This window comes from Ornithinibacillus jepli (assembly GCF_047228935.1).
Classification (GTDB): domain Bacteria; phylum Bacillota; class Bacilli; order Bacillales; family Amphibacillaceae; genus Ornithinibacillus.
The window spans coordinates 452,415-470,842 of the sequence record NZ_JBFEGG010000001.1 but is presented as its reverse complement, the minus strand read 5'-3'; the positions used below and the strand labels follow the sequence as shown (position 1 = coordinate 470,842).

General features: G+C 34.4%; 22 protein-coding genes and 1 tRNA gene. 13 read left to right on the top strand and 10 right to left on the bottom strand.

Translation table 11 applies throughout. The annotated features are described in order from the left end of the window. Window positions 1-43 precede the first annotated feature (43 nt). Entirely contained in the window at window positions 44-304 is a 261-nt protein-coding gene (locus AB1K81_RS02430; protein ID WP_412975058.1) for a group-specific protein, read from the bottom strand. A gap of 222 nt (window positions 305-526) precedes the next feature. Here AB1K81_RS02430 and AB1K81_RS02425 point away from each other — a divergent pair, with 222 nt between their 5' ends. Next, window positions 527-1,258: a helix-turn-helix domain-containing protein gene (locus AB1K81_RS02425; protein WP_412975057.1), complete on the top strand. Its 732-nt coding sequence runs from the start codon at window positions 527-529 to the stop codon at window positions 1,256-1,258. A gap of 15 nt (window positions 1,259-1,273) precedes the next feature. Continuing rightward, entirely contained in the window at window positions 1,274-2,422 is a 1,149-nt protein-coding gene (locus AB1K81_RS02420; RefSeq protein ID WP_412975056.1) for a site-specific integrase, read from the top strand. Between the two features lie 37 nt (window positions 2,423-2,459). Here AB1K81_RS02420 and AB1K81_RS02415 read toward each other — a convergent pair. Continuing rightward, a tRNA-Val gene (locus AB1K81_RS02415) sits at window positions 2,460-2,532 on the bottom strand. 327 nt (window positions 2,533-2,859) lie between these two features. Here AB1K81_RS02415 and AB1K81_RS02410 point away from each other — a divergent pair. The 6 genes from AB1K81_RS02410 to AB1K81_RS02385 all read left to right on the top strand — a co-directional run bounded on the left by AB1K81_RS02410 (window position 2,860) and on the right by AB1K81_RS02385 (window position 9,065). After that, window positions 2,860-4,590 (top strand): ABC transporter ATP-binding protein, encoded by a 1,731-nt coding sequence (locus tag AB1K81_RS02410; RefSeq protein WP_412975055.1) that lies wholly within the window; start codon window positions 2,860-2,862, stop codon window positions 4,588-4,590. Beyond that, window positions 4,580-6,412 (top strand): ABC transporter ATP-binding protein, encoded by a 1,833-nt coding sequence (locus tag AB1K81_RS02405; RefSeq protein ID WP_412975054.1) that lies wholly within the window; start codon window positions 4,580-4,582, stop codon window positions 6,410-6,412. Before AB1K81_RS02410 ends, AB1K81_RS02405 begins: the two co-directional genes overlap by 11 nt. Before the next feature lie 64 nt (window positions 6,413-6,476). After that, the gene (locus AB1K81_RS02400) at window positions 6,477-7,205 is read left to right on the top strand and encodes an alpha/beta hydrolase (RefSeq protein WP_412975053.1); all 729 of its coding nucleotides are present in this window, start codon (window positions 6,477-6,479) and stop codon (window positions 7,203-7,205) included. Window positions 7,206-7,316: 111 nt separating this feature from the next. Further along, complete coding sequence (locus tag AB1K81_RS02395; protein WP_412975052.1) at window positions 7,317-7,835, top strand: YjcG family protein; 519 nt, start codon at window positions 7,317-7,319, stop codon at window positions 7,833-7,835. Then, the gene (locus AB1K81_RS02390; protein ID WP_412975051.1) at window positions 7,832-8,257 is read left to right on the top strand and encodes a GNAT family N-acetyltransferase; all 426 of its coding nucleotides are present in this window, start codon (window positions 7,832-7,834) and stop codon (window positions 8,255-8,257) included. The genes AB1K81_RS02395 and AB1K81_RS02390 overlap by 4 nt, the downstream gene beginning before the upstream one ends. A 106-nt stretch (window positions 8,258-8,363) precedes the next feature. Continuing rightward, entirely contained in the window at window positions 8,364-9,065 is a 702-nt protein-coding gene (locus tag AB1K81_RS02385; protein ID WP_412975050.1) for a YetF domain-containing protein, read from the top strand. A 55-nt stretch (window positions 9,066-9,120) separates the two neighbouring features. Here AB1K81_RS02385 and AB1K81_RS02380 read toward each other — a convergent pair whose 3' ends face one another. From AB1K81_RS02380 to AB1K81_RS02370, 3 genes are all read right to left on the bottom strand, one after another. After that, on the bottom strand, window positions 9,121-9,393 hold the full coding sequence (locus AB1K81_RS02380) for a hypothetical protein (RefSeq protein WP_412975049.1): 273 nt from the start codon (window positions 9,391-9,393) through the stop codon (window positions 9,121-9,123). A 72-nt stretch (window positions 9,394-9,465) separates the two neighbouring features. Beyond that, on the bottom strand, window positions 9,466-9,663 hold the full coding sequence (locus AB1K81_RS02375) for a hypothetical protein (RefSeq protein WP_412975048.1): 198 nt from the start codon (window positions 9,661-9,663) through the stop codon (window positions 9,466-9,468). Between the two features lie 86 nt (window positions 9,664-9,749). Beyond that, the gene (locus AB1K81_RS02370) at window positions 9,750-9,962 is read right to left on the bottom strand and encodes a hypothetical protein (RefSeq protein ID WP_412975047.1); all 213 of its coding nucleotides are present in this window, start codon (window positions 9,960-9,962) and stop codon (window positions 9,750-9,752) included. Between the two features lie 224 nt (window positions 9,963-10,186). Between AB1K81_RS02370 and AB1K81_RS02365 the strand changes: the two genes are divergently transcribed. After that, window positions 10,187-10,675: a CotY/CotZ family spore coat protein gene (locus AB1K81_RS02365; protein WP_412975046.1), complete on the top strand. Its 489-nt coding sequence runs from the start codon at window positions 10,187-10,189 to the stop codon at window positions 10,673-10,675. Window positions 10,676-10,727: 52 nt separating this feature from the next. Here AB1K81_RS02365 and AB1K81_RS02360 read toward each other — a convergent pair whose 3' ends face one another. Both AB1K81_RS02360 and mgtE read right to left on the bottom strand, forming a co-directional pair. After that, the gene (locus AB1K81_RS02360; protein ID WP_412975045.1) at window positions 10,728-11,291 is read right to left on the bottom strand and encodes a CotO family spore coat protein; all 564 of its coding nucleotides are present in this window, start codon (window positions 11,289-11,291) and stop codon (window positions 10,728-10,730) included. Window positions 11,292-11,434: 143 nt separating this feature from the next. Then, complete coding sequence (gene mgtE, locus AB1K81_RS02355) at window positions 11,435-12,796, bottom strand: magnesium transporter (protein WP_412975044.1); 1,362 nt, start codon at window positions 12,794-12,796, stop codon at window positions 11,435-11,437. Window positions 12,797-12,957: 161 nt separating this feature from the next. Between mgtE and AB1K81_RS02350 the strand changes: the two genes are divergently transcribed. Beyond that, window positions 12,958-14,127 carry an FtsW/RodA/SpoVE family cell cycle protein gene (locus AB1K81_RS02350; protein ID WP_412975043.1) on the top strand — a complete coding sequence of 390 codons (1,170 nt, stop codon included), beginning with the start codon at window positions 12,958-12,960 and terminating at the stop codon, window positions 14,125-14,127. A gap of 51 nt (window positions 14,128-14,178) precedes the next feature. Further along, a complete protein-coding gene (gene prpE / locus AB1K81_RS02345) occupies window positions 14,179-14,925 on the top strand; it encodes a bis(5'-nucleosyl)-tetraphosphatase PrpE (RefSeq protein WP_412975042.1) in 747 nt (248 codons plus the stop codon). On the opposite strand, the gene AB1K81_RS02340 is transcribed toward prpE, so the two are convergent. Genes AB1K81_RS02340 through yjbM form a run of 3 tightly spaced genes read right to left on the bottom strand, consistent with a single transcriptional unit; the run spans window position 14,926 to window position 17,263 of the window. Continuing rightward, window positions 14,926-15,807, bottom strand: a complete 882-nt coding sequence (locus AB1K81_RS02340; RefSeq protein ID WP_412975041.1) for an RluA family pseudouridine synthase — start codon at window positions 15,805-15,807, stop codon at window positions 14,926-14,928. A gap of 20 nt (window positions 15,808-15,827) precedes the next feature. Further along, window positions 15,828-16,628 (bottom strand): NAD kinase, encoded by an 801-nt coding sequence (locus tag AB1K81_RS02335; protein WP_412975040.1) that lies wholly within the window; start codon window positions 16,626-16,628, stop codon window positions 15,828-15,830. Window positions 16,629-16,654: 26 nt separating this feature from the next. Next, window positions 16,655-17,263: a GTP diphosphokinase gene (gene yjbM, locus AB1K81_RS02330; protein WP_412975039.1), complete on the bottom strand. Its 609-nt coding sequence runs from the start codon at window positions 17,261-17,263 to the stop codon at window positions 16,655-16,657. Between the two features lie 127 nt (window positions 17,264-17,390). Here yjbM and AB1K81_RS02325 point away from each other — a divergent pair, with 127 nt between their 5' ends. After that, the gene (locus tag AB1K81_RS02325) at window positions 17,391-17,957 is read left to right on the top strand and encodes a CYTH domain-containing protein (protein ID WP_412975038.1); all 567 of its coding nucleotides are present in this window, start codon (window positions 17,391-17,393) and stop codon (window positions 17,955-17,957) included. A gap of 81 nt (window positions 17,958-18,038) precedes the next feature. Beyond that, a complete protein-coding gene (locus AB1K81_RS02320) occupies window positions 18,039-18,419 on the top strand; it encodes a globin domain-containing protein (protein ID WP_412975037.1) in 381 nt (126 codons plus the stop codon). Window positions 18,420-18,428: the final 9 nt, after the last annotated feature.

The following is an 18,428-nucleotide window of genomic DNA, read 5'->3' as shown; positions in this document are numbered from 1 at the left end:
TTTTATCCCCCCTTTCTAAAATTTGAATTTAATAAATTATGTATTATTTCTTCTCTATCCAATCCAATAAAAATTGCTTAGTCTTTGCAGCAGGATAGTACCACTTGTTGCCAATCTTATGTTTTGGAAAATTGGGATCATAGAAAAATTCTTTTTTAATTGTGTTCATACATAAGTTAGTTTTTTCTTCTAATGTCTTTGAATCCCAGAACAACATTTCGTTATCTAGTTTGTTAAAGTGTTCTTCTAACTGTTCTGCATAAATCTTTTTTACTTCCCTTTCGTCTAATTTGATTTCGATCAACCGTTATCCTCCCTTCTATTATCATTTAATATCATGTACTATCATTCTTTAAATTAATATTATCACCAGTTATCATAAAATACAACCCTTAATATGAAACTTTTTTATTTTATTTCATCAAAATTCCTCATTTTAACTAAAATCAACAAAAATTATTGTGCTACTATGAAATAATTGGTATACTCATGATAGTATATGATTGAATAGGAGGAACAAGGTTATATGAAGTATTATCTTAACTTTGAAGGAACAATAGGAGAATTTATCAAGCAACGTAGAAAAGCTAAAAAGATCAACTCTGTAGAATTATCAAAAGAACTCGGTAAGGGAGGGGCATATATTTCACAGATAGAAAATGGACATAATAAAAAACCTGACTTTGATATGTTGTATGAAATATTTAAACGGATAGGTATAGAAGAAGAAAGAATTGAAGATTACTTAGAGAGTTTCGGGTTTATATCCCCTGAACGTGAAGAAGTTAGAATCCAAGAAGCAATCGACAGACAAGAAAATTCTAAAGAGTATTACGAGGAATATGAAGCAAGACAAAAGGCATATGCCGATGATTATATAGAATATAGAAAACATGAAGAAGAATTTAATAAAAGAAGTGAGAATTCAACAAATAATGGTGATCATGTATTAAGAGATATTTTCAACGCTGATATTAAAGGAATACACTCTTCACTATCACAAATTGCATTTGAAAACGGAACCAGTGGATTTGAATTTACAAGAAACTTAGAAAGAACTTTAGGAAAAATGAATAAATCTGAAAATCTATATAAATTCCTTCAATTAATGTTTAAGAACGATTTAGATATTTTAGATGAAGATGGTATGGTGAGAGTTATTAATACCCTATACGAAGAATTAAACAAGCAACTAGAGGGTTGGGGAGATCGGCCTTGGGGAGAGCCAACTATTAAACAACCAATAAATAAATTATAAAAGGAGTGTATTTACATGGCATATTACAGAAGAAGAGGATGTATCTGCAAAAACAAGAAGAAATGTACTTGTGGAGCAAAATGGAGTTTTACTGTTGATATTGGTGTTGATCCAGTTACAAGGAAACGTAAACAAAAAACTGTATCTGGATTTTCATCTAAAAAAGAAGCACAAATTGCTGCTGAGGAACTAGAAAGACAGGTAAGGAATAAAACTTATATAAATGAAACAGATCAAACTTTAAATCAGGTCATTGATGAATGGGTAGAATGGGTTGCTAAAAATAATATGCGTCCTTCCACTTTAAATAATCGAATGGGAATAATTAATAGTAGGATAAAACCAAAATTAGGGCATGTAAAAATAAAAGACATTGAACCCTCTACTGTCCATTCTCTATACAATAAGATGATTAATGAAGAAGGACTATCTAAATCCTACGCTAGAACTGTACATAATTTACTATCAACTATATTTAAGTATGCTATTAAATCAAATAAAGTAAAAATTAATATCATGGAAAAAGTCGATGCGCCTATTCCAGAACACAAAGAAATGCAGACGTGGAGTGTTGAGGAAATAGATAAATTTCTTAACGAAACAAAAGATGCACCAACACATATAACATATGTATTAGCAATTTATATAGGAATGAGAATGGGAGAAATATTAGGTTTACGGTGGAAGGATATTGACTTTAACAATAAAACCATCCATATAGTACAAACTTTAGTTAGGATTGGTGGAGGATTTGATTTCCAAGAGCCAAAGACAAAGAACTCTAAACGACAAATTACTATTACGGATGATGTTATAGAAGAACTAAAGAAACATAAAGAACAGCAAAAAACGGAAAGTGAATTAGTTGTAACAACATCTATAGGCACACCATATTCACCTAGAAACCTACAAAGAAACTTTAATATGTTTATAGATAGAGCAAAAGTAACTAAAATAAGATTTCATGATTTAAGACATACACATGCAACCCTTCTACTAAAGTTAGGAGAAAACCCAAAAATAGTAAGTGAACGACTTGGACATAGCAAAATTACTGTAACCTTAGACACATATAGTCATGTTTTACCTGATATGCAAAAACAAGCATCTGAGAATTTCTCTAATCTTTTACGTGGTCAAAACGTGGTCAAAACCGATAAATAGAAAAGTACCAAGAGCCTGAAACCCTTGGTACTACTAGTGATTCCGATTGGGCTCGAACCAACGACCTCCACCCTGTCAAGGTGGCGCTCTCCCAGCTGAGCTACGGAATCATGCTGTGTAATTGTAGAATTAATTATATGGATTGTTGTAACTTCTGTCAATATCTATCTTTGGGATACATATCAGCGGTAAACGTACTTATATCGGCGAAACTTACAATATATCTGCCATTTATCCTAACATATCAGCGCGATTTGCAATATTACCGCGGTTCTACCCACTATATCTGCGAACAGCGATATGTCCCAACCCCTGAATTTATTTCTAAACTCGAAATAAATTCTTGGAAGTAAACCTGTTTATCCTTTATAATAAAAAAGCACTACATTTTTTATTTTTAAAAAATTCATAATTTCGACAACGGGGGCAAATTTCACGTGAAAACAGTTTTTTCCTATTTAAAACCATATAAATTATCTGCTATTGTTGCCATTTTACTTATGCTCGTCGAACTAGCTGTCGAGTTATTACTACCATTCTTCTTAGGTAAAATGATAGATGATGGTGTCATAAGTAAAGATTTGAACAATATTGTCATGTGGGGAAGTATCATGATCGGGCTAGCATTATTTTCATTTGCTTCTGGGATTATTAATTCCTTCTATGCATCGCATGTTAGCTGGGGATTTGCTCATGATCTTCGGGAGAAATTATTCCAGAAAATTCAAGAATTCTCATTTGCCAATTTAAATCGATTCCCTACCTCTCATTTAATGACCCTTTTTACTAATGATGTTCGTCAAATTCAAAATACCATTTTTATGAGCTTACGGATCATGTTAAAAGCACCACTTATCGCAATAGGTGGAGTCGTTATGGCATTTATTGTAAATCCTAGATTGGCAATTATATTTTTAATTACCGTTCCATTACTTATTGTATTTCTTCTTTGGGTTCTTAAGATTGCATCAAAAATGTTTAACCGTGTCCAAAATAGTATTGATCATGTTAACCGTGTGATGCAGGAGAACCTGGCAGGAATGCGACTAATAAAAGCATTCTTTAGACGTGATTATGAAGAAAATCGGTTTACAGATGCCAATACTAATTTACGCGATACTACTAGAAGAACATTTCGTTTCGTTGAAGCATCCATGCCCGTATTATTATTTGTAATGAATTTGAGTATTATTGCAATAATTTGGTTTGGAAACTCACAGACCATTGCTGGTAACGCAGAAGTCGGTGATGTAGTAGCCATTGTTAACTATGCAATGCGAGTTGCCATGGCAATATCGATGTTTTCTTTCATTATTATGGCCATTTCTCGTACGAAAGCTTCAGCTGAAAGAATTAGTGAAGTACTTTTAGAAAAGGTCGATTTATTAGATATGGATGATGCTGACGTTCAACAACAAATTACGAACGGAAAAGTGGAATTTAAAGAGGTTACTTTCCATTATCCAACATCACGTGAATCTGTCATTAATAACATTTCCTTTACTGTTCAGCCTGGTGAAAAACTAGCAATTATTGGGGCGACTGGATCAGGTAAGTCATCTTTATTCCAGCTTATCCCTAGACTATATGACGTTACAGGTGGCGAAATTCTTATTGACGATAAGCCAATTTCCTCCTATAAATTAGAAACATTACGTAAAGCAATTGGATATGTTCCACAAAGTCCATTACTGTTCAGTGGACCAATTATCGAAAATATTTCTTGGGGTAAAGACAATGCCACACAAGAAGAAATTTTAAAAGCTGCTAAAGACGCACAAATCCATGACACCATTATGGAGCTTCCTAATCAATATCAAACTCAAATTGGTCAAAAAGGTGTTAACTTATCTGGAGGACAAAAACAACGTATTTCCATTGCAAGAGCACTAATTCGAAAACCTAAAATTCTTATGCTAGATGATAGTACTAGTGCTCTTGATTTAGCTACGGAAGCTAAGCTATTAGACGCTATTCAAGATGACTTAAATACGTTATTAATCATTACACAAAAGGTATCCACTGCGATGAATGCGGATAGAATTTTACTATTAGATGAAGGTAACATGCTTCATATTGGTACTCATGATGAATTACTACGGGAGTCTGAATTGTACCAAAGAATTGTGGAATCTCAATTTGGAAAGGAGTATCCGAATGTCCATTAAACAAAAATTAAAAGATCCTTTTCAATATGAAAAAATACCACTTGAAAATATATCGGAAGAAGTTACAAAAAAAAGAGCAAAAAATACCTGGGGTACGATTAAACGAATTTGGTCATATCTTGCTAGAGAAAAAACAAGACTTTGGCTTGTAGTTCTTATGGTGCTTATCAGCTCAGCTATGAGTTTACTAGGACCATTTATGGTAGGTAAGGCTATTGATTTCTTCATCATGACAAAAGAAGCTCAAGGATTAGCTCTACTTGCGATTGGGCTACTAGGTGTATATCTATTAAATTCACTTTCTATCTTTCTACAAAGCTTTTGGATGATTGGTATTGCACAAAATACGGTTTATGATTTACGTTCAGAACTTTTTCGTAAATTCCATCGCTTACCAATCGCTTATTTTGATAAAAGACAACATGGTGAATTAATGAGTCGGATCACGAATGATATTGATAATGTGAATAACACATTAAACCAATCAGTTATTCAAGTATTTTCTAGTGTGTTGACATTAGTTGGAACGGTTGGGGTCATGCTTTATTTGAGTCCAGTGTTAACAGTTGTGACGATGTCTATCATTCCAGTTATGTTTTTTGCTACACGTTGGATTACAAAGCGTACTGGTCCACTTTATAAATTGCAGCAAAAAAGACTTGGAGAACTTAATGGATATGTAGAAGAAACTGTGTCAGGACAACATGTAGTAAAAACCTACTCACAAGAAGAACGAGTAATTAATGAATTTGAAGTGAAAAATAAAGACTTAAATCACTCTGGTTTCTGGGCATTAACCATAGCTGGCTTTATTCCAAAGGTGATGAACATGTTAAACTTCCTAAGTTTTGGAATGATTGCTTTAGTTGGTGGAATTCTTGCACTTAACACCACACTTGTTACAGTTGGCACAATTGTTATTTTCACTGAATATGCAAGACAGTTTACCCGTCCATTAAATGAACTTTCTAACCAGTTTAATCTACTTCTTTCAGCAGTCGCTGGTGCTGAACGTGTGTTTAATGTCATAGATGAAGTGGAAGAAGAATTAGATGAAGGTAATGCTATTGAACTAGAAAATACGAATGGCCATTTCAAATTTGAAAATGTTTCGTTCGGCTATGAGGACGAAACAATTCTGGACAATATAAGCTTTGAAGCAAAACCTGGTCAATCAGTTGCTTTTGTGGGTCATACTGGTGCCGGTAAAACAACCATCATTAACCTTATCTCCCGCTTTTATAATTATGATAGTGGATCCATTACACTTGATGGAATTGATTTAAAAGATATAAAGCGGTCTAGTCTCCGCTCTCATATGGCGTTTGTTTTACAGGACTCATTCTTGTTCCATAATACGATTCGTGAAAATATTCGCTATGGTCGCTTAAATGCGACAGATGAAGAAGTAATTGAAGCTGCGAAAAAAGCAAATGCTCACGATTTTATTATGCAACTCCCTGACGGGTATGACACCATTTTAGACCAAGATGGTAGCGGTATTAGTCAAGGACAAAAACAATTGCTTACTATAGCAAGAGCCTTTATAGCTGAACCAACCATTCTTATTTTAGATGAAGCAACAAGTAATATAGATACAATTACTGAACTTAAGATACAAGAAGCGTTAAAAGAGCTTATGAAAGGAAGAACTAGCTTCATCATTGCTCACCGCCTAAATACGATTCAAGAGGCTGACCAAATTGTGATGTTAGAACATGGAACAATCCTAGAAAAAGGTAATCATGAAGAATTGTTAAACTTAAGAGAAAATTATTTTAACCTATACAAAGGTCAACTTCGGGAAGTAGTCGGCAGTTAAGATTACAAGTTTTAGCTTTTCATGTTAAACTATTGCTAAGTTTAATTGCTTAGGGGTGAACAGATTGGCACGTAAAGGTAAAATGATGGAACGTGAAATAGATAGTCAATTTCTTGGTGAAAAAATGACATTGAAATTATATTTACCGGAAGCTTTTTCACCATTGTATAAATATCATATTTGTATTATGCAGGACGGTAATGATTATTATCAGCTTGGTCGTGTAGCAACTGTTAGTGACTTGCTACATGATGAAGCTGAAATTGAGAATACAATTTTTGTAGGTATCCATTATAAAGACCGATATGATCGGTTGAAAAAGTACCATCCATCAGGTGAACAATTTGATGCATACAGTAAATTTTTAATGAAGGAAGTTGTACCTCTACTAGATGACTTCCTCCCTACTTATCATATGGGAGGGGCGAGAGCATTAATGGGGGATTCTTTAGCAGGGACACTTGCCTTAATTATGGCAATTAAGTATCCCAATACATTTGGAAAAGTAATCATGCAATCACCACTTGTTGACGATGTCGTAATTAGTCATGTAGAAAATGCGACTAATATACAAGGGTTGGATATATACCATACCATTGGTACATCCGAAACAAGTGTTGATACAACGAAAGGTCCTGAAGTTGACTTTTTAACACCAAACCGAAGACTAAAAGAGCTTCTTGAACAAAAGGGACTAACTTATCATTTTAAAGAAATACCTGATGGTGAACATACTTGGAAGTATTGGCAACAGGACATGACTAATGCTTTAAAAACTATTTTCGCTGACTAATTTTCAAATTTCTGTAAAAGTAGGTAATAAAACACTTTTAATACAACCGTTTTTGTTATAAATTAAAAGATACAAATAAAGAAATACGGAAAAAGAATAGGAGGTTTTAACATGAAATATGGTATCGCAATTTTCCCATCTAAAAAAATTCAAGATGAAGCAAATTCATATCGAAAACGTTATGATCCACATTACCCATTAATCCCACCTCATATTACCATTAAGGAAGCCTTTGATGCTGATGATGATATGATAGACGAACTTATTCCCGAATTAAAACGTGTCGCAAATGATACGAAACCATTTAAGATTCGTATCAACAAAGTAAGTTCCTTTGTTCCGGTAACAAATACAATTTACTTAAAAGTAGAGCCTGAACCTGAGATAATTGAGCTCTATGAAAAACTTCACGCTGGGAAATTCCCTCAAAACAAGCGTTATAATTTTGTGCCTCACATTACTATTGGGCAAAAATTATTGGACGATGAATACTCTGATATTTTTGGAAGATTGAAAATGAAGAGTTTCCAATTCGAAGAAGAGGTTGATCGATTCCAGCTTCTTTATCAATTAGAAAATGGCTCTTGGACAGTCTATGAGTCATTTGTTTTTGGGAAGGAACTTGTATGAACATAAAAATAGTTGATACAGCTTTAGAGAAGGAACATGCATTTTTAGTTCGAACAACAGTATTTGTTGAGGAACAAAAGGTACCACAAGAAGAAGAGCTTGATATACATGATGAAAATGCAATTCACTTCATAGGGTACTTCGATTCACAGCCGATAGCAGCTAGTCGATTACGGTTTGTTGAGGGATATGGCAAGTTAGAACGTATTTGCGTCTTAAAGGAATTCCGAGGAAAATCCATTGGTAAAGCAATCATTGAAGTGATGGAAAATGTAATCAGAGAAGAAGGTTACTCGAAAGCTAAGTTAAATGCTCAATCTCATGCAGAAGCGTTTTATAAAAAATTAGGTTATCAAACAGTATCCGATGAATTTATGGATGCCGGAATACCTCATGTAACGATGATAAAAGAATTACATTAAAACAGTTCGTTTAAAAACGAACTGTTTTTTTCGTTCATACACTAATTTCCATGCATTACAATGCATCAGTTCGGTAATTATATTAGTGGAAAGGGGACGAATAACAGTGCCTTCATATTCTCAAATGCTTGTAGACACACTCTTTGGTTTCTTTGCACTTTTTGTTTTAACAAAAGTGCTAGGAAAAACAGAAATATCACAGTTAACTGCATTTGATTTCATTACTGCGATTATTTTAGGTGAACTTGTAGGTAATGCTTTATTTGATGATAAAGCAGGGATTTTACATATTGGCTATGTCCTAATACTTTGGGGTGGCTTATTATATATTACGGAAATTATTACCCAAAAATATAAGGAGACTAGACCACTATTAGAAGGCTCACCTGAAATTGTGATACGAAAAGGAAAATTAATTCGTGATGTCATGAAAAAAAATAAGTTAGATATTAATCAATTACAGCATATGTTGAGGGGGAAAGATGTTTTTTCTTTGCGTGAGGTGGAATATGCTATATTAGAAACTAACGGTACATTATCTGTTTTAAAAAAATCAGACTTTCAAACCCCAACAAGGAAAGACATGAAATTAGCACCTCAACCTGCTAATCTGTCAGTTACATTAGTAAACGATGGTGAAATAATTTATGATAATTTAGAGGAAAAAAATTTAACAGAAGAATGGTTAATGGAACAATTGAAAGAACAAGGATATGACAATGTTAACGATGTCTTCTATGCTGAGTACATGAAGGATGAAGATCTATTAGTATTACCATTTGTTAACCGTGGAAAGCCAAAAAAATAGTCATTGGATCAGCAAAAAGCCCACAAAATTTATGTGGGCTATTATTATTTCTTTACTAAACTCGTTCATTTATAATTTGTCCTACACCAGTAATCTCACTAAAAATTTGATCTATATTAATTAAATTTGTAATAGAACTTTCTACTTGATTTAAATGTAGATCAACTTTTTGGTTCCGAGTCTCCTCTTGATGTTTTAAATCTTCATATTTTGTTTTGAAAACAAGCTTATAAGGCTTTTCAACTGAAGTGATTGTTCGTTTATTCGTAATTATTCTTCTTTGATAATCTGTATGATCATGTTGTTGAATTGGTAATATATACCCCATTCTACTACCCCCTCAACCCTTTATTAACAGATTCGTAATATTCTATTATTTTATGTCCGTTTCTCAGAAAAATTACCCCTCCATCCGCTTTTCAAACTCTTTCATCCAGTTTTCTATTTCCTGAATATTTTTCATAAAACGATTGTTCCATAATGTCATTTCTTTATCGAAAGCAACCATTTTCTTCTCTGGATTTTGGAACCATTTTTCATTTCTTTCAAGATGCTTTTCTATTATTTCTAGATTCTTTATCAATTTCTCCTTGTCCATGTCTCCCCTCCAATTAGTAATGAGCAAAAAAAAGCAGCTTATTTAGCTGCTGTGGTTATGGATTATGGTAAGCATCCTGTTTAGTTTTAAATCCAGGAAAACGGACGACGGCCTCTTTCATCATCGTCTAAATCATCCGATTTAAGGCTTTCACTACTACTTGATTCCACTTCATCTCGTACATCGTCTCTAAATCCACCAAAAATAGGATCAGGTCTTCTTTTTGGCCTGATAATAACATTTTCAGCTTCAATCACAAGGTCTTTTACACGAATAACTCTTCTATTATTTTCAGACATGAATGTCACTCCTTCATGATATTTGCTCGATATTAGTCTATGTAACTTTCTAATATAGGTATGGTCAAATGCCCTGTTTTCCCTTGATATTTTATTGAGTAAGAATATCCTTTTAAATCCTGACAACGAAATAAATATCGTACATGTGCCCACACCATATAACACCAGACACATATTCTATTAGAGACAATAAGTCAATAAGCATTAGAAAGGAGAAATGTTTCATGGGTTGTGGCCATGGTAGAGTAGAAGGTGCAGCAACTGATTCCTGCGTTTGTGAGATTCTTCGTGATATTGTAGATGCTCAAAACGACGTTGTCGAAAATTGCTGCGACACTAGTTGTGAGCAATCAATTAACGATTTACTAGGTGAAACAGATCCGGGTAATGGTTTGGATACAGTACCTGTCATTTTATACTGTGCAGGTGATTGTAAACCATTTAAAGGATTTGGAGCAAAACGCGGAAATGGGCTAGGAACTATCGGTGAACTAAAATCTAGCTTTATCTTCCGTGTAAAAACAGTAACAGATGACTGTTGTGCTGTTTTAGAATTACTTCGCGATCCAGAAGATCCTTGCACTTGTGACCACTTAAAGGATCCTTGTGACCAATCAACTGACAATCTAGAGAACACTGGTATTTGTATCACTGTTGACCTAGATTGCTTCTGCCACGTTACTTGTTTACCAGCAATTAGTGTATTTGACTGATACTAATAACACCATGGAAAGAGAAACTCTCTTTCCATGGTGTTTTTTTAATTTAAAACCCTAATAGTCTTATCTCTTTAATATCATTAATTGATATTCGAGTTGTTCTCCTTCCTACTCTCATTGCAATTAATTCATTTTCTTTCTCCAATATGATACCTCGATACTTCTTCTCATCTGTAATAACTTCACATCGCATCCTCGGTAAATGTGATGGAGTGTTAATGAAATAATCTATTTTTTCCATAATGGACATATCTTTAAACTTCTTTCGTTCCTCACTATTTTCGTCAATAGATTCTTCAAACAAGGATGACGAAGACTCTGCTTCAACGTCCTCCTGAATTTGAATAGAAGGTCTTTTCTTTTTAACCTTTGGTTGCTCCATTACTTCGTTAGTGTTCGTAACCCCTTTACTAAAAGCATCTAAACTAGGTCTTTTTTTTTTAATGTTTTGTGTTTTTTCAGGTTCTTTTGTTGATTGGGGAGTGAAATCAGATGTTGTTTTTGTTTTTCTTGGTGTAGTATAAGAATGCTGCATCGGTGCGGTTGGGCTCGATATCGTAGGCTGATGAATATATAGTAAAGGTTCCCTCGCATATTTCTTGCGTTTCATATAATAAACCCCTTTCTTTTATCGTCAACCTATTATATGAACTCAGGAAATAATATGTGTTATATGCCTAGTCGTTATCTTGGAATTAATTAGGTATACAGGTACAAATAATAAGCAGGAGGATTCCCCCCTGCTTTACGTTCTTATATCAATAAACTCATAAACGCTGTAGCAAGTCCAAAATAAATTAATACCGAAATGATATCATTTATTGTTGTAATAAATGGACCTGAGGCAACTGCTGGATCAATATTTAATCTGTCCATTAAGATAGGAATCAGTGATCCGGCTAGTGTTGCTACAACTAAGGTCGCCATAATAGATAGTCCTACTAATACTCCTAAGAATAGGTTATCTTGCCAGAGAAAAATAACGACAGAAATAATCAGTCCACATACAGTTCCTGTTATGAGGCCTGTTCCTGCTTCACGTAGAATTAACTTTAATTTACCAGTATCACCATACTCCCCTGTAGCTAATCCTCTAACAGCAACTGCTAGTGCCTGGGTTCCTGTATTCCCGGCCATACCAGCTATAAGTGGAATAAATATCGATAAAATCGTAACCTGATTTAAAGTATCTTCGAATTGACCAATGAGGCTTGCAGTAACCAATCCTAAAAACAATAATATTATTAACCATGGCAGTCGTTTTCTCGCAGCTACCAGTGGATTAGCATCCCTTCTTTCTCCATCAGAAATACCAGCGAGTCGCGAATAATCCTCACTTGCTTCTTCATCAATAACATCTAAAATATCATCAACAGTAATAATCCCTAGTAAGTGCTGCTGGAAACCTATTACTGGGACGGCAAGAAAATCGTAATCTCGCATGACTTTCGCTACTTCTTCCTGATCGTCTGCTACCGATACGTGAAAGACATTTTCATTCATAATGCCTTCAATAATTGCATGATCATCTGCCACAATCAAGTCACGTAAAGAAAGAACACCTACCAGTCTTTTATCTTCATCTACTACATATAAATAATAAATCGTTTCTGCATCTGGACCTTCTTCTTTCAGTTGTAACATTGTTTCTTTAACAGTCTGCGTTTTATAAACGGAAATAAATTCCGTCGTCATAATACTACCGGCTGTTTTTTCCTCATAGTGAAGAAGGTCTTTAATTTCGTCAGCATCTTCTTCATCCATTATCGTTAACAAACTAACTACCTTATCTTTTTCCATTTCATTCAATATATCTACCGCATCATCAGTTGACATCTCGGCAAATACCATGGATGCAAAATTTGGATCCATTTCGGCAAAAAACGGCTGAATATTCTCTAGTTCTATATGTTCCATCATCTCCGCTACTTCTTCTGGAGATAGATAGCTATAAATTAATAGTCTTTCCTGTTCTTCCACATCCGTAAAAAACAAAGCTCTATCATATGGGTGCATGTCCAGAAAATAATCTCTAAAACCATCCATATTCTCATTAATTAGGAAATTCTTAAGTTTATCCATATACTCTTCTTTATCGATCTCAATATTTTCCAATGTACAGCCCCCCTTAAAATCCTATTGTAGTTATACCATCCCCTATTAAATCATACATCTAAAACAAGATTGATGGTATAATTATATAATGCTTAAAAAAACTGATGAAATCGTGTAAACTTTAAGTAGCAAAAGAATTAAATAGAAAGTTAGGATTAGACATGAATACTAATAAAAATAACATTGATTATACATTAATTTCAATTATACTGCTGTTAGCTATTGTAAGTATATTTACGATACACACGGTTGAACCTACTCTTCCTGCAAAACTTGCCAATCAAAACTTTTTTGAAAAGCAAATTATTTGGTATGTGGGTGGCAGCATTATAATTGCATTAATTATGTTAATTGATTACGACCGATTCCGACAACTAACTTGGATAATGTATGGGGTCGGTATGACGATGCTATTAATGCTTTTTTTCCGGTTTCCACCCATGATTATAGTTGAAGCTAATGAAGCGGTTAGTTGGATTAGTTTCCCTTTACTTGGAACAATTCAGCCAGCTGAATTTATGAAAGTAATTCTTATATTGACATTCGCCCATGTGATGTACACTCACAATAATAAGTATATAAAACAAACGATTAAAAGTGACCTTTGGTTACTTGGAAAAATTTTATTAATCGCGCTTCCCCCTATGGGTTTAGTCGCTGTGCAACCTGACTTAGGAGGATTACTTGTTCTAGCTGCTATTACTGGGGCGATGATTTTAGTATCTGGGATTAGTTGGCGATTAATTTTTAGTATACTATTAATTACATTAGGTATAATTGGCATCATTATTGCTGCATATTTTATATTTCCAGATTCTGTAGCTGTATTTCTTGAAGAAACGATTTTCAAGCACGTTTCCAGTCGTTTCTATGGTTGGCTACACCCTGAGCAGTACTCCGATTCAGGTTATCAATTAATTCGTGCGATGATGGCGATTGGATCTGGTCAGTTGTTTGGTAAAGGAATTGAAGTTATGCAAGTTAGTGTTCCCGAACGCCATACTGACATGATATTCACTGCTATTTCAGAACAATTCGGTTTTATCGGATCAAGTATTGTTGTCACACTATTTTTCTTATTACTATATCGTTTAATCCATATTGCGATCCAAAGTAATGACAGCTATGGTAGCTATATTGTAACAGGGATTGTTGGTATGTTTGCCTATCAAATTTTCCAAAATATTGGCATGTCCATTCAGCTCCTTCCAATAACTGGTTTGCCATTACCTTTCTTAAGCTATGGTGGTAGTTCAACATTAACGTATTTAATTGCAATTGGGATTGTACTAAATATCCATTCTAGAACGAAAAAATATATGTTTGAATAAGCGAGAATAGCAAAAACTATTCTCGCTTTCTTTTTTTAATGAGGTGATATGTTGAAAGTTGATGTGTTTGGCGATATTCATGGTTGTTTTAAAGAGTTATGTACACTATTTGAGGAGTTAGGCTATGAAAAAATTAATGACCTATATATTCACCCCCAAAATAGAATTCCTATATTTGTCGGTGATCTAACTGACCGTGGACCAGAGTCAATAAAGGTCATTCAATTAGTTTATAAGATGGTTGTAAAAGAAAAGGTAGCAAAATATGTCCCGGGTAACCATTGTAATAAACTGTATCGTTTTTTCTTAGGAAATAACGTGAAGCAGCAACATGGATTAGAAACTACCGTTGCAGAATTTGAGGCATTAGATAATAAAATGCAGGGGCATGTACGAAATCAGTTCATGAGATTGTATGAGGAAGCACCACTCTATCTACAATTACCAGAAGTAAATGCAGTAATTGCCCATGCAGGAATCAAACAATCTTATATTGGAAGACTGGATAAAAAGGTAAAAACGTTTGTATTATACGGTGATATAACAGGGGAAATTGATGAATCTGGAAAACCAATTCGAAGAGACTGGGCACAACATTATCGGGGAAATAATTGGATTGTGTATGGACATACTCCAGTACTAAATCCTAGAATTGTTAATAAAACAATTAATATTGATACTGGATGTGTTTTTGGAAACAAACTAACCGCTTTTAGGCTTCCAGAAGAGAATATTGTCTCTGTCCCATCTCTACAGCCATTCAATGAAGAAAAATTTAGATCCTTTCCAGACGCTTAATTAGTTGTCAGAAAGGATCTCCATCATTTCTTTAGGTAAGGAAGCATGGAATGTCATCCACTCTTTGGATACTGGATGTTCAAAACATAAACTAAAACAATGTAATGCTTGGCGATTAATTAACGCTTTCTGACCACCATATAAATCATCTCCTGCAAGGGGATGGCCAATATGAGAAAAATGCACTCGAATTTGATGCGTTCTTCCAGTTTCAAGCTGAATTTGTAGTAAACTATGGGTAGCTGTTTCACGTACAACCTCATAATGCGTAACAGCCCTTTGCCCATCCTCCCGTACTGTCCGTTCTATAATGGACCCATCTTTTCTACCAATATTCGCATCGATTATCCCCTTCTTTTTATCTAGCAAGCCTTCTACGATTGCATAATACTTCCGCTTCACTTTACCTTGTTTTTGCAAAGTAGATAAAATGGAATGACTAAATCGATGCTTAGCAATTAGTAATAGTCCTGACGTATCTCGGTCCAGTCTGGTTACAACATGAACAGTATAAGGGATGCTATGTTTTTCATAATGAAATAAAACGCCATTAGCTAGAGTTCCTGATTGGTGTTTAAAAGAAGGAATGGTGGCTATTCCTTGTTGTTTGTTAATAATGAGAATGGCGTCATCTTCATATACGATATCCAATGGAATATCTTCTGCCTGCATATAAGTTCCTTTTACCTCTAACGCAAACTCTACAGATACGATATCCCCAGGTTTTAATATATAGCGTAAAGTTTCTTCTGTGCCGTTAACGAGTAATTTTCCACCATTGTAAATAAGGCTTTTCAAAAGACGTCTTGAAAAGCCTTGATCATTTTGTAAAAATTCCCGTAACAATTTTCCTTCCATTTCTTTCTTGATGATCCATTCCATTTTATGTTTTCACCTATGTTTTAATTATTATCCGCAATAAATGAATCACGTACACGATTCCAAAATGGAAACGGTCTAAAACGAGCAAAGCGAATCTTCTCTTTTGCTACTCTACATTGAATTGATTTTACATTTGTGTAGTTGTGTGTAATATGATCAATCGTAATAAAGAAGCTTCGGTCCACAATTGGTTTTAACAAACAAGTATGATGTTTTGGCAAAATTAACGGTGACCCAATCGTACGGAAGACGCGATTATTTATCGAAGCCATTTCGGTTAATTGGATTGCTTCTAATGATGGATGAATGATACCTCCACCGAGTGCTTTATTATAAGCTGTACTTCCTGATGGTGTGGAAATACATAGCCCGTCACCACGAAACGTTTCAAACCGCTCTCCTCTTATCTCTACATCAAATACAACTGAGCTTTCCGGTGTCTTAATCGTCGCTTCATTTAAAGCTAAATATGTATCGGTCTTATTTCCAGTCTTAGAACGGATAATAACCTCAAGCAATGGATATTCCACGATTTGGTAAGGTGTTTTCGCAATTTCAATTACAAGCTTCTCTAATTCTTCCGGGACATAGTCTGCATAAAATCCTAGATGTCCAGTATGAATTCCGATAAACGCAGTGTTACTCAGGCGATGATTATATCGATGGAATGCTTCTAAAAACGTTCCATCTCCCCCAACGGAAATAACCAAGTCCGGTTCTTCTTTATCGTAAAGTAGATCAAAATCAATTAAATGCTGTTTCATCTTTGCTTTAATCTTATTCGATCTTTCGTCTCCCTTTGAAATAATTTTAAACTTCAACCTCTTGCCCTCCCTATGATACCAACTTATTTTCGATGAAAGATACGTTGTGCTTCTTGTATTTCTGTTTTTATCTTTGACATTTCTTCATCAAGCTTAAATGCAGCTTCCCCAGCAAGCTGTAATCGTAATTTAATATCCTCTGGGATTCTGCCTTTATATTTATAATTTAATGAATGCTCATTCGTAGCCCAAAAATTCATCGCTAATGTTCGAATTTGTATTTCCGCCATAACAACTTTATTGCCATGAATTGTTTCAACCGGATATTCAATCAACATATGGAAAGAGCGATAGCCACTTTCCTTTTCATTGGCAATATAATCCTTTTCCTCCACTATGGTAAAGTCCTTTCGAGACCTTAACATATCAACAACGGTATAGATATCATCAACAAATTGACAAACAACACGAATTCCTGCAATGTCTTGAATATCTTGTTCTATTCGATCAAAAGGTATTTTCCTTTTTTCTGCTTTTTCTAAAATACTTTGTACTGGCTTTACTCTTCCTACAATAAACTCTATCGGAGAATGTCTTGTCTCATGTTCAAATTGTGAGCGCATCCCTTTTAATTTAACCTTTAATTCTTCAACAACCTGTGAATATGGTGCAAGTATCGCTTCCCAATTCATTTATGACACCACCTGTTACATATGACTATTTCGTCTTTATTTTAACACAAATAAAATGGATATTCTTTGCATATTTTTTTCTATTTCGCCATAATCAATGTAATTAAGCATTTGCTGGAGGAATAATATGTCACAAGAAATAGAAATTGAGTTCAAAAACTTATTAACGAAAGCAGAATATGAAACCTTATTAGAAAAACTTCCTTTTCCGAAAGATGGAATGAAGCAAACAAACTATTACTTTGAAACCCCAGATTTCCAGTTGAGAAATAACCATTCTGCATTAAGAATTCGGAAAAAGAATAATCTATACAAACTAACATTAAAGGAGCCTTATCAAGGTGGTTTATTAGAAACTCATGACTCTTTAACAGAAGACGAAGCAATTGAATGGATAAAAAATAAACCAATTCCGAAAGAAGCCACTACTAATCAATTAAACAAAATGAATATTGAAATTAGTGATTTACAATACTACGGAAGTCTTACAACGGTTCGTAGAGAATATAAAGAAAACGGCCTTATTTTTTGCTTAGACTATAGCACTTACAATAATGTGGAAGACTATGAACTTGAAATAGAGTCTCTAGACAGAGCATCTGGTTTAAAAGCCCTAGGGAAGGTTTTACAAACTTTTGGTATTTCAAAAAAAGAAACTACAAATAAGATAGAACGTTTCTTCTCTAGCTTATAGTATTATGGGGAATCAGATTAGTTGCCGAGCCTTATTTATTGTTGCTACAATATAGACACAATTTATAAGGAGTAATTTGACGTGAATCATCGAACAGTATTTGAAGCAATTGGCGGTTACGAGACAGTTGAACGCCTTGTAACAGCTTTTTATAAACGTGTTGGGAATCATCCAAAATTAATTCCGATATTTCCTGAGGATTTAACAGAAACAGCTAGAAAACAAACTTTATTCTTAACCCAATTCTTCGGAGGACCAAATCTTTATACAGAGGAACGCGGAGCACCTATGATGAGACGTAGACACCTACCTTTTGAAATTACTCCATCAAGAAGAGATGCTTGGTTAGACTGCATGGAAGCGGCACTAGAAGAAGCTCAAATTGAAGAACCATACCGTACGGCTATATTTGAGAAATTGACCATGACCGCTAATCATATGATGAATACACCCGAACCGTAGAAAGGAGAA

Excerpts from the sequence above, each read along its gene's own strand:
- AB1K81_RS02405 (WP_412975054.1), top strand. The coding sequence starts at position 4,580 with ATGTCCATTAAACAAAAATTAAAAGATCCTTTTCAATATGAAAAAATA.
- AB1K81_RS02425 (WP_412975057.1), top strand. The coding sequence starts at position 527 with ATGAAGTATTATCTTAACTTTGAAGGAACAATAGGAGAATTTATCAAG.
- AB1K81_RS02350 (WP_412975043.1), top strand. The coding sequence starts at position 12,958 with ATGAATACTAATAAAAATAACATTGATTATACATTAATTTCAATTATA.
- AB1K81_RS02325 (WP_412975038.1), top strand. The coding sequence starts at position 17,391 with ATGTCACAAGAAATAGAAATTGAGTTCAAAAACTTATTAACGAAAGCA.
- AB1K81_RS02390 (WP_412975051.1), top strand. The coding sequence starts at position 7,832 with ATGAACATAAAAATAGTTGATACAGCTTTAGAGAAGGAACATGCATTT.
- AB1K81_RS02420 (WP_412975056.1), top strand. The coding sequence starts at position 1,274 with ATGGCATATTACAGAAGAAGAGGATGTATCTGCAAAAACAAGAAGAAA.
- AB1K81_RS02340 (WP_412975041.1), bottom strand. The coding sequence starts at position 15,807 with ATGGAATGGATCATCAAGAAAGAAATGGAAGGAAAATTGTTACGGGAA.
- AB1K81_RS02370 (WP_412975047.1), bottom strand. The coding sequence starts at position 9,962 with ATGTCTGAAAATAATAGAAGAGTTATTCGTGTAAAAGACCTTGTGATT.
- yjbM (WP_412975039.1), bottom strand. The coding sequence starts at position 17,263 with ATGAATTGGGAAGCGATACTTGCACCATATTCACAGGTTGTTGAAGAA.
- AB1K81_RS02365 (WP_412975046.1), top strand. The coding sequence starts at position 10,187 with ATGGGTTGTGGCCATGGTAGAGTAGAAGGTGCAGCAACTGATTCCTGC.
- AB1K81_RS02360 (WP_412975045.1), bottom strand. The coding sequence starts at position 11,291 with ATGAAACGCAAGAAATATGCGAGGGAACCTTTACTATATATTCATCAG.
- AB1K81_RS02375 (WP_412975048.1), bottom strand. The coding sequence starts at position 9,663 with ATGGACAAGGAGAAATTGATAAAGAATCTAGAAATAATAGAAAAGCAT.
- AB1K81_RS02395 (WP_412975052.1), top strand. The coding sequence starts at position 7,317 with ATGAAATATGGTATCGCAATTTTCCCATCTAAAAAAATTCAAGATGAA.
- AB1K81_RS02380 (WP_412975049.1), bottom strand. The coding sequence starts at position 9,393 with ATGGGGTATATATTACCAATTCAACAACATGATCATACAGATTATCAA.